Genomic DNA, 14,271 nt, shown 5'->3' with positions numbered 1-14,271 from the left:
ACCGATGCCTATAGCCAAAGGCTGCGTGATCCGGTAGATTTATCAGGATTTCAGTTTATAATTAATTTATGAATGGAAATATTTCAGAAGAACTTTTGTGCTGTACCAGCACTTGATTCATGTCATGTTTCATAGTTACAACATTACCCTGCTCATCATAAGTAAAGTCGTCCATTTCACGGCCTAAAGGTATGAAAGATGGAAGCTGCGCTTCTTGATGGTTTGCTGTTACATGGGTGTTATTTAATGCCTCCGTCTCAGATATCGGGAATTTTATACCTAAGTCCGTCATCCTTCTTCCTTCTGCAAAGAAAATCTCTTGACGCAAACGATACAGTAGATACAAAGCCTCATCCTGATTACCAATAGCGTCAAGTTCTTCGGAAGTCACCTTGGTGCCAGATACAGGGTAAGCATTGATAGCTCCCTGACTACGGTCCAATACATAACCTTCTTTGGGTTTGTCAGATGGATTAAACTTAACAAGTACTTCGGTTAAAGCATAATCCGTTCTGTTTCCGCCATTACGCGTTTCCTTGCTGTCATCCAACGTAATTACAGGGCGTTGGCTTACTACTTCGGTTAATAAGTTCTTAAGGCTTTGTTTTGCGCCAGCCAGATCTCCGGATGCAATTGCTGCTTCTGCTAATATCAAGTATGCTTCCTCTGCCTTCACAATAGCTACCGGTTTCTGATCGGCAGTAGCTGTAGTTTCGTGGAAGTACTTAGGGTCCAGGAAGTCCAGGCGGGGCAAAGGAGCAAACTCGTTATAGGTAGAAGAAAAAAGGTATGTCTGCATGCTATTTGTCATACCATTAACGCCATCATAGTTCACCTGCAGAAGCAGTTTTTTGTTAACCAATACCTCCCCAGCGAATTTCGTGGCATTGTCCCTGTCTCCCAGCCTGTAATATGCCCTTGCTTTAAGAAGGGTATACCCCTGCTTCATTTCAAGATCTGGATGCAATGTGATAGCCTCATCCAGACCTTTGATAGCCTCTTGTAAATGCTCTTCTGGGGTAAGTACAGGTCCTCTGGCAGAGCCAGGAAGTGCCACGAACAGTTCACCACTCAGCAGGTGGGCATAAGCCTTATAAAAGAGCATTTCTGCTTTGTCAGCGTCCGTAGAAGATTTGTCCGCAGGGATAACCTTATCCAAGCCATACTCTGCCATCTCCCGTAATCGGTGAATCTCCTTTTGCAGGTTATTCACATCAAGGTCGTAGCTTTCTATCTGAGGAATGTCAAACACTTTACTACTAAGTGTTCTGTTATTAAAGTAGTTGTCTGAAACCAATTCCGTGCTAACCACCACCTGATTCATGGTAGATGCCAGCTGCCTTCGAAGACCGTTCAGCCAGGTTTGTGCACTATTAGATGTTTCTAAAAATACCTCATCCGTTACGTTCGGGTTGGTAACTTCTACCAATTCGCAGCCAGATAAAGCAGCTCCTGCGAATAGAGTTGTAAATACTATTGATTTTGAAACTTTCATGAGTGATCAGAATTAGAAATTAAGCCTTAATGAGCCCAGGAACTGACGTGGTGCAGAGTAGGTAGCATAAGAGATACCACCTGTTGTAGCTCCTCCCTGTCCTTGGGCGCTTCCACTAATGGTTGTCTCCGGGTCAAAGCTTGAGGATGCAAAATTGAGTGGGTTAACAGCAGTGAAGCCAATGGACACATTCTTCACCACGCCATTCCATAGTTGAGGCTTTATTGAGTAATTCATACCTATGGTTCGTACTTTCAGGTAATCTGTCTTCTCTACAAACATATTTGTAAAATTCAGCCAGTTAGTACGCTTATTTGCATCAATCTCTGCCTGCGGAATTCCTTCGTTGCTGGCACCATAGTTAAAGCGGAATTGTCTGTCGAAAGAACTAGCGTAGGCCCCTTTCTGGTAATCTGCGTTCGCAAAAAATGTAAGGCTCTTGTAGCGAAGGTTGATACCTAAATTACCGAAAAGGTCAGGAATGGTAGTGCCAAGGTACTGCTGTGCTTCTGTTCTTTCCAGTATTCCCTCGGCATTAAAGTAGCCATAATTTCCTCTCAGGAAGCCGATCGGGTATCCCTCCTGCACTACTGTTTGGATGGTTCTGGCGCTAAAGCCGTTGATGTTGAATGGTGCCGCACCTCCTGAGCTTATCACTTTATTATCCAATGTATTAAGTGAGGCAGAAGCACTCAAGGTAAAGTCAGGAGTTTCAACTGGTACAACAGTAGCTTTAAATTCAAAGCCTTTGTTTCTGATCTTACCTATGTTTCTTAGCTGGTTAGACTCGCCAGTAGAGGGTGCTGGTGGAACCATAAACAAGGCATCGCTGGTGATGGAATGATAGTACCCGCCCGAGAATATTACGCGGTCTCCCCATAAGCCCAAGTCAATGCCTGACTCAAAAGTAGCCACTCTTTCTGGCTTAAGTTCTGTGTTACCTGGCTGACCGAAATAAGCAGCCTGCTCCCCCAGGAAACCTGTAAACGATATGGTTCTGTCGTTAGCAAACGGAGTAGGAAAATTACCGGCAATACCATAGTTACCACGCACTTTTGCAGAAGAAATCACGGAAGCTATTCTGTCGAAGTATGGCTCAGCACTAGGTATGTAGGAGAAACCAACCTTAGGGTAATATTGTGTACCGATATTCTTTCCAAACGCAGAGTTACCGTCACCTCTTACTCCCAGATCAATAAAAGCTTTATCTTTAAAGCCAATGTTTTCCTGCACATAGATACCGTAGTTTACTACCTCCGTGATGTATTCGTCACTTGTTCTGATGGCGGCACCACTTATTGTAAGGGCACCATCTCGAATGTTCTCGCCTCGGTATGCTACCTGAAAATCCTCGTTTCGGAAAAGCTGCCCTCCAACTGTGGTTACAAAAGAGAAATTGTCAGTTCTAAACTCATACTGACCATTCAGTTCAAAAGTTAGACCTAAAAACTTACGGTCGTAGTTTGCGATGCTCCCTTGGTTATCAACAGGCTTTCCTCCTGTATGCGACAGGTACTGGTTTGTCTGAACCACTTTATCATTCTGCACACGGTAGTCAACACCACCAGCTGCCTTGAAAACTAAATTATCTAAAGGGTTATACCGGAAGATTTGTGAAGTTTGAAAACGGTTAACCCTAATCTTATTGTTTTGCAGTCGCTCCGCTTCGGCCACATATTCTTTCATCTGCTCAAACTCTTCTGGAGTCTGAGCGTCTATGTCTGGGTTGAACTTTGGTCCAGTGATGGCAGATGCACCACTCTCAGCAAACCATAGGGCCGTATACCCCCCCTGGTTACCATTGCGGTTACGCTTATAGCTGTTGTTTATATAGCTAAACGAACTCTCATAAGTAAGCTTATCACCTAATCCTGCCCGAAAGCCTGTGCGTAAATCAATCCGTTCATTGCTGTTGTTATCAAATATTTGTACACCTGTACTTTTAGTATATCCACCTGAAAAGCTGTAGCCAAAGCCTCCCTGACCGCCACTCAAACCAACATTGTGCTTTTGGTAAAAACCGTTCTGGAACAACAGATCTTTGGTGCGATCAAAAAATAAAAAGTCGGTTGTGGGAGTCTCTACTCCCATCTGGGTGTCCAGTGTTAATTCTGTCCTTTCTGAGCCTCCTTTTTTAGTAATAATCTGGATAACACCGTTGGCAGCATCAGAACCATATAAAGTTGTGGCAGCACCACCATTAATGAATTCTATTCTTTCAATATTGTCCATTGGTATGTCAGCAATGGCACTAATAGCAGCTCCCTGAGCACTACCTCCCCCAATGGCTGCTCTGGTGTTGAGATTATCCATTCGTACACCATCTACATAAATAATAGGAGTAGAATTGATAAAAGCAGAGTTTATACCTCTTGATCGAACCATAGAACTGGCCCCAGCCTGACCACCAGTCAGTTTTATCTGGGCATTTGGTAGCTTGGCTTGTAGCAACTGATCGATACGGGTGGCTGGCACGTCCTGCAGTTCTTTTTCGCCTATACTAACTACATCGGTAGACAAGCGCCTTTTGCTTATGCTCATTCCCTGCCCTGTAACCACAACCTCATCAAGCCGCATCCTATCTTCTTCAAGCATAATCAGGAGGGGTTTGGATGCCTCATCCTTTGACAGAGTTAGTTGCTGCTGTTTATAACCTAAGAATCGCACTACCAGCGTAACCTCACTCTTATCCTGCGGGAATCGAAGAGAAAACGATCCATCTGATGCCGTTATAGTACCTGAAGTAGTACCTGTGATCGCTAAACTTACTCCAGGTAATGCTATACCTGTTAGCCGATCCTTTACATTACCTGTGATGGCAGTTTGTGCCCAAAGCACATGTGGCATGATTGCCATCAGGAGAAATGACAATGTAAGTGATAAGTAAAACCTTCGCATTTGTGTTTGTGTTTGTAGTATTGTTTGAGTCCACAAAGCTAGGTCTCCAATGTTTCCTGAAGTTTAATAGGACTTTACTAAAGAGGTAATATTAAGTTATCTTAATACTATGTAGATAATGTTCACGAACATCACAGCTACTTGTAAAAACTTAAGCATTTATATGTTAGTTACTACACAACACACAACCACTCTCTATTTTCTTTAAGCATGAGCGACTTTGAAAAGGTAGGGAAGCCCAGTATCAACCTTCAACATACCTCATTTGGATTTTATATACTTTATCTGCTGCTGAATACTTCTTATAAAGTATCGTACAAAATCCTGTTGCTTATTCAGGCTGCTTATGCCATGCTCAAGTGTATTACTGCTCTTTTAAGGTCTTCAAAGATGTGGTGCAAAATTTCTTTTAAAACCTGTTAAAACCGATGAACATCTATCACTAATGTGCTATACACGCTGTACACACTTTATAAATCACTCGCAGCTGTTAAGAACCCACTGAAGTCCGGTTCAAGGTACAGAAACAGAAAGCCCTTGCAAGTATTAGTTTGCAAGGGCTTTCTGTTTTCAGGTAACGGAATGAATAGATAACTTTACCCAATAGCTAAGCTAGGGCACATTTCAATTGACTTTAGTGCACCTCCATCAGCCTTAGATTTGCTCTACAAAATCCTTGAAAACTTTTTTATGAAGCTCAAGATCCATGTTTGGGGACAGTGATACCCGGGCAATATAATCTTTGTCGGCTTCTTTGGTTGTTCCCTGTGTGGAGGTGGCAGGTATGGTCCAGTAACTTCCTTTTAACTGCCCATAGCTCACACAGTATTTACTTTCATGAGGGATTTCCCCGATCATCATATTGATCAATTTATCATTCAACGCTCTCTTATAAGATTCCCTTTCTTCATCCGTATTTCCCTTTGTAGGAAGATCCAGTGAAAAAACGGATGGCGTAAATCCTTCTTCTGCCAGTTCTTCTGAAACAAAATTGATCTTCGCCTCCGGTAGCGTTTCCTTTATGAAGTTTACAAACTCACGCGTATTTCGGTAGGCGTCTGCAATCCTCTGGTTCATGGAAGGCAGCTGTTCTGCCAGTATTTCCATCTGAAGGTCGGTCGCCTCGTTGTCGCAAAGCCTCAGGTGCTGATCTATTTTTTCCAGCAAGGCTTCAGCTTTTGTGTTGGCTACACAGTAACCGGCTGTAGCCTTTCCGCCACTTGGAAACTTCGATCCGCTCACGTATGAAATGGTTCTGATCGTTGAGAGAATCCCGTCTTTGCTTACAAATTGATAATTCGGGCAGAAGGTTTGATCCAGAATAAACACCGGATCAACAGCAGTTTCTCCGCTTGCCGTCTTACGCTCTTTACTCAGCACCTCCCTTAACTTTATAAGATCCGGAACTTCAACTCTTGGGTTGGTTGGAATTTCAGCGATAATGTAAGGCACAGCATCCTGGCTGGCAATCTTCTCCAGCACGGTGTCAATACTTTGAACCATATTATAATCTCTATCGACGAGTAAATCCACCACCTCAACATTGTCCAGAATAGCAGCTATTCGTCTTGCCTGGTCGTTTGTACCACCGTAGCAATTTGGTGGAACAACAAACCTGATGTCTTTCCCTGGGTGCTTTTCTAGGGCATCATGAACGAGCCCCATCATGATCGCATATTGAATAGATAGCCCAGAAGAACCAATCAAAGCGTTTGTACTTGTGCCGGTTATACCTTTGATTAGATCTACTACCTGTGCTTTGTTAGCCGCGGTATCACGCTTCTCAAGATCAGAAGCAGGCTTTTTTACTAACAGCTGCAAGGCAGTGAAACAATTGGCCGGTGTCATGGCAATGCTCTCTCTTCTTCTTACATGCTGTATTTCGGAGATGTAACCGCTATTCTGCTCACCATTTACCAATATTATACTTCCAAGCTGCGCGTGAACACTTACATAGAAGTCAATACTCGGGGTGAGGTTGGCATGACCAACTTCATCTTCCTGTGAAAAGAAAATAGTACTACCGTTAAACTCAGAAACCTCTTCCAGCTTCTCAACACGTTCTAAATCGAACTTATACCCATAAACATAGGCTAGTACTTCAGCATCAAAAAAAGCGGGTAGCTCGCCGGTATAGACGATTCGGGTGTTCTTATGAGATAACAAGTTTTTCCTTAGAACTGCTAAAACAGGCATTGTCCTGGATGAAAAACTGATTACATTTTCAGGCTTCAGGTTGTGTATGCTGGCAATTGCCCACTCTAGCACCGAAGACAAAGGGTGACCTAATCGGATATAATCGTAAGCAGTAGGTAAAGCACTGAGTGTTGCTGTCTCAGCATTACGCTCTTTAAATAGGCTTTCAAACTGCTCCAGGAACTGAGTTTTGGCTAATGGTTCATTATATATATCCAGTCGATGAGTTGTTAGCCTCAACCAGTCCGCTGGCATGTTTTCTAATACATCCTCAATATAATTCAGCACTTTACTATCTTCCATAATATTTGTATCGTGATAAGTCCATGAAATAGATGGCTCAAATCTATCAAAAAAATGCTACACCACATTTGCCCTAGCGTAGCACTTTAGCTGCTTGATTGCAGACTTAAACCTATTCCTCTAAACAACACATCAGGTGTTATGTTCAATAAGCAGACACACGAGCAGAATTGTCTTCAAGTAAATAACGCTTTAACGCAAGAAAAGCCAGGTGGTAGAATAAGCGGCAAATAACTTATCAAAGGCTGTTGTCACTGATGAGGTTTCATGAACATGCCACCACACACGGGGCATACACATGTGTCAAAACACCCTCAGCCGTTCAGAGCGCACTGAAGTCGGGCTTGAGGTACAGTAACAAAACTCTTACCTCCTACTATTTTCTTCATCAGAAGCCTCTCCTGTTTCAAAGGTGCAATCATAAATGCCAGACTTAAAGGCCATCTTACTTTTGACACTTCATCAAGTTTCTCTTCATAGAGTTATTGCTCTGGCTGTTGTAAACTGGGAACCCATCTGTTCGTAACTCCCCAGCTTTTCTCCGGCTTATCAGAAGCTGTTATAATAAGCTTTCCACCTGACATGATCTCCTCATGTGTCAGCCAGTTACGATCAAGTTTTTCTCCGTTCAATATTACCTGTTTGATGTAGAAATTCTTATCAGCATAATTCTCTACCTGTACAGTAAAGGCTTTACCATTGGGCCCCTTTATCTCAGCTGACTCAAATAGAGGTACATTCAGGTAATAAACCGGCCAACCCACACAGGCAGGCTGTATACCTAAGGAGGTTAAGACAAACCAGGAGGACATAGCTCCAGCATCATCATCCATCGTTCTTAAATAGGCCTCCGGCTGGTTTTTGTAGATAACGCCGATATAAGAGCCAATCCCCCTGCTATTGTCATTAAAGTAATGCTGCACAACAGTATCTACAGCTAACTGATGCATTAAGGCCTGCGATTTCCAAGGTTCTGAGGTAGCATTGTACAGCAGTGGCACCTGAAGATCCGGCTCATTAGCACGGTTATGGAAATCTTTTCCAAAGAACTCGTCCAGTTGGTTTATAAAAGTTTGTTCCCCTCCTGTCAGTTCTATTAACCCTTTCACATCGAAAGGAACAGACCATCTGTATTGCCAGATTGTGCCTTGGTACATGCCGCGTGCAGACATGCGGTTCACATCGTCTCGGGTTAAATCCCTGAAGTCTTTCTCCCAATAGCTTTTATACTCCAAAGCCTTTTGCTTATACTTCTCGCTTAGCTTATCCTGATTCAACTCTTTTAATATCTGCGACAAAGCCCAGGCATCGTAGGAAGACTCCAATGCTTTATCAGGATGTGAGTAATCCAGCTTGTCCACTTCCTGCTTTAGTGAATCCAGAATGGATGGAAAATCAATTTTATACCCTTTGCGATAAGCATCTAGCAGCACTACTATGGCATGTTCTGTACGCACCGTGTTGGAAGGCTCATGTGCAGTAGCAAAGTCTTTTTTGCCGTAAGGATAAAGGTTGGCTATAGAGGAAGCTATGTCCTGGAACCTTTCCGGGTAAGCAAAGGATAGCAAGGGTAACTGTGTTTTGTAATTGTCCCAGATGGCCCATCCGTTATAGACGGTGTTTTTGGAGGTTTGCAAAGAGCCATCAATAGCCCGATATGTACCATCCTCCTCCGAAACTACATAAGGCGACTGTACTGCCCGGTAAAGCAAGGAATAAAAAAGCTTTTCTCTTTCAGGGTCCCCCTTTACCTGAATACGGCTCAATAGCTGATTCCAGCCACTTATACTCTTTTGCTTTACTTGCTCAAAAGGCTCATTACTTAGTGCAGCCTTGGCATGCGCTACATCCACAGATGAGAAAGCTACCCCTGCATACACATCCTGTTGATCCGGGGCAAACGAAGCTATCAGCTCATGCTCATTTCTAGTAGCCCACTTTACCGGTTGCCTAAAGTGCATTGCATAGTAAAGGCGGTAGATACCAACACTACAGGTGGTTTTTGCTTCTATCCAACCACTTAAGGTATCACCACTAACAGTGTGTTCTTCTGCCACAAAGCCTCCTACAAAAGCATGACTCAAATCAATGTAAACGCCCTTTTTACCTACAGGTAACTGGTAATGATGTACACCACTGTTCTTGTAAACAGCAAACTCTGCCTTGATCTTGTTCTTGAAACCTACCTGATAATATCCAGGCCCTGCGTTTTCCTCCGCTTTAATTAATGGTGTTGTATCCGGATCATCACCCAGGAAAGGTTTAACCAAAATAATACCTCCGCTGCCCAGACAACCTACTCCTTCGAAGCGACTATGCGTAAAACCCAAAAACTCTTTGGCCAGATATTCATACCCTGTATGCGTAGCAGGGTAAGTCTGGGGGCCTATACTCAGCATACTGAAGGGGTAAGAAGCTGCTGGTGACAGCTGCCCATGATCGCCGGAAGAGCCTAGGAAAACATTTACTTTTTCTTCAGATGCACCCTTGTCGGCCATCTGCATTTGTTTTTGCTGTGCAACATTGATGTGTTGCTGGCAGCCACTCAAGATGACTATAAAAAAGAGGATTAGTAATCGCATTGAGTTTATAAAAAGTTATAAATACCACAGGCAGCCTTGTAATGTGGCTGCCTGTGGTATAGTGTGTTGTATATAGTTAAACTCTCATTACTTAGTACTTGCCAAGTAATCCAAATACTTTTGCGGCACAGGGAAATAGTTGTGAGTACCTTCTATGAAATTCGCATTAGTTAAATGAGTTCTCCTGGTTTTCTCCACCTCTAAATACGCATTGATTGTTTCCGCAGCCACTCCCCAGCGTACCAAATCGAAGAAACGGTGCCCCTCCAAAGCCAGCTCTAACCTACGCTCCGTTCGAACGGCCTCACGGGCTGTGGCCTGATCAGTCCAAGGGGTATTGTAGGTTTCAATTCTGTAACTGGCGGCTGGTGTCGTTCCTTCCAGGTTCATAACATACTGGCTGTCTTTAGCTCGTCCCCTTACTTGGTTCACAACAGCTCTTGCTCCTTCCAAGTCGCCCAGCTCAACCAAAGCCTCTGCTTTCCATAGCAACAAGTCAGCATAGCGGATTATGTAATAATTCAGTGCGCTAATGTAAGGCCAGGTCTTGATCTGGTAAGGAGAGTTGGCAGACACAATTCGCTTTTTAGGTGCAAAAGGCCCATAGGTTGAAAGGTCTCGTGCCCAGCTTGCCTCATACAACACGCCCAAATCCAGATAGGGTATACCTGGTCTTCCTACTGTATGGTCCAACCTTGGATCTACAAAATCTGCTTCGGCAAGGTTCTTATTATCCAATACCGGCATTCCGATAGCGTTCGTTTTGTATGCATTGACAAGGTTTTGAGACGGGCGGTGAAAGCCATACTGTGAATAGAAAGGACCACCAGGAGCAGACAAACGATCACCTATACTACCATTATAGTTATCAGGGGCTCCATCAAGTACCGAGTGCTGAACAGCAAATATTATCTCAGAGCTGTTATCATTTTCAGGAAGAAAGACATCCCTGAAGTTAGGCAGTAGGCTGTACTTGTTACTATTGATAACTTCATTAGCAGCATCCAAGGCATTCTGCCATTGTCCCTGAAAGATGTAAGTCTTTGCCAGATAAGCTTTCGCCGTCATTTTATTCGGGCGTCCCACCTCCTCCTGATCATTAGGCAGCCTCTCATAAGCGTTGCTAAAGTTTTCCTCTATTTTATCCCACAGCTGCTCAGAGGTATATTGGGTGTGAGACACCGCATAGTCATTAACAGTTGCAGCTGTTTCGTCTATGTATGGTATAGTGTTATATATTTTTTTGAGCTCAAAATAGTAGTGCCCTCTAAGGAAGTACAATTCTCCCATCCGGTTCTCTTTCAGAGCCACATCGTATTCCTGCGAATTCTGAAGCAACCTCATAGCTTCATTTGTTCTTTTCACCCCTTCATAAAGCGCCACCCATTTTCGCTCAATGTCAATAATGGTTGGGTTCGTATTGAATATTTCCATCAGGTGGATGTTGTTCTGGTCCCCTGTACCGCCACCTCCTTTATAGGCATCATCTGAAACCACATCTCCGAAGCTCCAGTTGGAGGCAGGTGAATTGAAGGCACTGCTAGAGGCATCGTACTGGCCATTTAGCAAGCTGTATGCCGCTATGATCGCCCTATCAACATTACCCGGGCTTGTCATTTCTGAAGGAGAAATTTCCCCATATGTCATCTCTTCCAGGTAATCGTCAGAGCAGGAAGAAGAAAATATGACAAGAGCAGTAAAAACTAATTTTGAAGTATATGTAGTCTTGAAAAAATTCATACCGTTTTTAGTTTAAAGCGTGAAATTAACTCCTAATGTAAAAGTTCTAGATGGAGGGTAAATGCCACGATCAACTCCAATATCTAAGTTGCGATTGCTGGAAGAATAATTTTGAAGGCCTATTTCAGGAGTCATACCACTATAGTTGGTAATAGTAAACAAATTAGTTGCCTGCAGGTAAACCCTCAGGCTAATGCCACCAACTTTATCTTTAGGCACATTATAACCCAGCTGCATATTGTACAGCTTAAAATAGGAGCCATTTTCAAGGTAATAAGAAGAAGGCCTTATGTTATTATTAGGATCATCCAACGAAACACGCGGCACTGTAGCATCGGAGTTCTCTGGAGTCCAGGCATCCAGCACAGCAGTACTCTTATTATATGAGGCTTGGTTAAAGAACTCTGTCTTATATTTGGTTAGATTGTAAATGTCGTTACCTATGCTGCCATTAAACAACATGCTCAGGTCAAACCCTTTATAATTCAGACTCACATTTAGACCAAGTATCAGGTCTGGGTGGGGGGACCCGATATAGGTACGGTCATCCCCATTAAGCTCACCATCTCCATTAACATCCTTGAACCTTAAGTCACCTGGTTGCGCATTGGGCTGTATTTCATGGGCGGTTACTTCCTCCTCACTCTGAAAAATTCCGTCAGCCTCGTAACCGTAAAAGGCTCCGATCGGCTGCCCTACTGTACTCCTAGTTATCTCCTGACCGAAGTTTATGCTATGAAGAGAGGAGGCGGGTATTCCTAAATAAGAGATGCCGTTTAGCTCGGTTAGTTCGTTACGATACGTTGATGCGTTCAGTCCTACTGTATAGGTTAGCCCTCCTGCACTTCCAAGATAGTTTGCTGCAACATCCAACCCTATATTCTTCATCTGCCCGCCGTTAATCCATGTTCCATCGTTTGTTCCACCATAAGTCGGAGGAATCGGAGAGTACACTAGCACATCATTCGTAACTTTATGATAAAAGTCTGCAGTAAGTGCCAGCTTCTCATCAAATAACCCTAAGTCAAAGCCTGCGTTTGTCTGCTGGGTTACCTCCCAGGCCAGATCAGAGTTTGGAACCCTTGTCTGTATCAACCCTTTATACACAGAACCCTGAGAGCCATCTATGGCATAGTCAGAATATCTGGCATTGTTGTAATAGCTGTCCACTGTTGAATAAGATGGTACCTGTTGGTTACCTGTCTGTCCCCAACTGGCACGTAGCATGAGAGAACTCACGATACCATCCTTCCCGAAGAAAGACTCATCACTAACACGCCAACCTGCCGATACTGCCGGAAAAGTTCCCCATTTATTCTGGCTCAGGCGAGACGTTCCGTCTCTTCTAAGAGTAACTCCCAAAAGATACTTCTGATCAAAGTTATAATTGATCCTTCCAAAGTAAGAGAGCAGGGACCACTCATTTGCACTTCCTGTATTTAGCTGATTGTCTGCACCATAAGTGAGGTAACGGAAGTTTGGATCCTCATACAGGAAATTCTGCCGGGAAGCAGAAAAGCCTTCATAATAGTACTGAATCGCCTCCTGACCTATCAAGGCATCTACATTATGCTTACCAAAGCTTTTAAGATAATTCAGCGTATTAGACCAGGTTAACTGATAATTAAAGCTGTTATCGGTGCTCAGCGAGTTAACGTTATTCTGGGAGAGGATTTCATCATACTTAGGCGAGAATCCCCTGTAATTATAATTCTGAAAATCGATTCCTAAATTGGTCTTGAATGACAAATCTCCAAGATCCACTCCTGCAAACACATTGCCTATGGCAGAGATCCTTTTCCTAACGTTATCTTTTGCCCGGTAGAGACTACCCAATGGATTGCTGATATCATTCAAAGGATTTCCCCCGTAATTGCCATTGATATCTTTTACTGGAACAATAGATGGAAACTGAAAGGCATTGTACACGATGCTACCCAGTGAACTGTTAGTTCCCACACTGACATTACGGGTTAAGGAAGCTGAAAAATTTTCTCCTACAGTAACAATATCTTTGATTTTATAGCTGGAGTTAAAGCGAGCCGAGAATCTCTCAAATCCGGTGTGCTTGATAGTGCCTTCCTCATTGAAATATCCAAGCGAAAGCGCATGATGGGTTTTATCGTCACCCTTAGATGCGGAAAGGTTATATGACTGCACTACCGCCGGCCTGAAAATTTCCTGTACCCAGTCTACATCAGCACTAGGTATTGTTTGCCCATCATCCAACCATGCTGGTATGACAGCATTATCCGGGTTGTTTCCGTAAATATCGCTACTAGGAGTACTTCCATCATTTTTGGCTGCTTGCCAAAGCATATCTCCGTATTGCTGTGCTCCCAGCATTCGAGGTAGGTTGAAAGCTTTCTGTACCCCTGTATATGCATCAAGGTTGATAACTGTACGATCTGAACTACCTTTTTTTGTAGTGATTACTACCACTCCGTTTGCCGCCCTTGACCCATAAATAGAGGCAGAAGCAGCATCCTTTAATACTTGTATAGTTTCTATATCTGTTGGATTGATGGCATTCAAACCGTTGGAAACAGGTACGCCATCTATAATATAGAGAGGGTCATTATTGTTGATCGTTCCATAACCACGTACACGGATACTTACTCCGCCGCCGGGGCTATTATCACTCATTACCTGTACACCAGGTAGCCTACCATCCAGCATTTCCTCGACACTGGAAGTAGGAATGGAGTTTATATCAGCAGGATCAATCTTAGAAACTGCTCCAGTAATCTCTCTTCTGTTCTGCGTCCCGTATCCAACTACAACCAATTCATCTAAACTGGAAGCATCTGGAACTAAAGAAATATTCAGCCTGGTTTGGTTTCCTACAGGAACTTCTTGTCTTTGATACCCAATGAAGGTAACAGCAAGCACATCGAAACCAACTGGCACAGAAAGCTCGAAATTTCCGTTAGTATCAGAAACTGTACCTACAGAAGTGCCCACTACCGCAATAGAAGCTCCCGGCAATGCTTCACCATTCTCGTCAGTTACCCTGCCTGATACAACTTTAGCCTGCTGCACAGCTTCTGATACTGT

At 43.4% G+C, this 14,271-nt stretch carries 6 protein-coding genes; all 6 read right to left on the bottom strand.

Annotation, left to right across the window (positions count from 1 at the left end):
- Nucleotides 1–61: 61 nt before the first annotated feature.
- Nucleotides 62–1,495, bottom strand: coding sequence for a RagB/SusD family nutrient uptake outer membrane protein (locus PKOR_RS11875; RefSeq protein WP_046310970.1), 1,434 nt, complete (start codon nt 1,493–1,495; stop codon nt 62–64).
- 12 nt (nt 1,496–1,507) lie between these two features.
- Entirely contained in the window at nt 1,508–4,351 is a 2,844-nt protein-coding gene (locus tag PKOR_RS11870; protein WP_052738830.1) for a TonB-dependent receptor domain-containing protein, read from the bottom strand.
- A 696-nt stretch (nt 4,352–5,047) separates the two neighbouring features.
- Nucleotides 5,048–6,892, bottom strand: coding sequence for a PLP-dependent aminotransferase family protein (locus PKOR_RS11860; protein ID WP_046310967.1), 1,845 nt, complete (start codon nt 6,890–6,892; stop codon nt 5,048–5,050).
- Nucleotides 6,893–7,374: 482 nt separating this feature from the next.
- A complete protein-coding gene (locus tag PKOR_RS11855) occupies nt 7,375–9,474 on the bottom strand; it encodes a glycoside hydrolase domain-containing protein (RefSeq protein WP_052738829.1) in 2,100 nt (699 codons plus the stop codon).
- A gap of 87 nt (nt 9,475–9,561) precedes the next feature.
- Nucleotides 9,562–11,214: a RagB/SusD family nutrient uptake outer membrane protein gene (locus PKOR_RS11850; RefSeq protein WP_046310964.1), complete on the bottom strand. Its 1,653-nt coding sequence runs from the start codon at nt 11,212–11,214 to the stop codon at nt 9,562–9,564.
- Nucleotides 11,215–11,226: 12 nt separating this feature from the next.
- Nucleotides 11,227–14,256, bottom strand: a complete 3,030-nt coding sequence (locus PKOR_RS11845; protein WP_235337491.1) for a SusC/RagA family TonB-linked outer membrane protein — start codon at nt 14,254–14,256, stop codon at nt 11,227–11,229.
- Nucleotides 14,257–14,271: the final 15 nt, after the last annotated feature.

The sequence above is a fragment of the Pontibacter korlensis genome, from assembly GCF_000973725.1.
Classification (GTDB): domain Bacteria; phylum Bacteroidota; class Bacteroidia; order Cytophagales; family Hymenobacteraceae; genus Pontibacter; species Pontibacter korlensis.
Note: the sequence above shows the minus strand (reverse complement) of the source record. Positions and strands in the feature narration are given on the sequence as shown.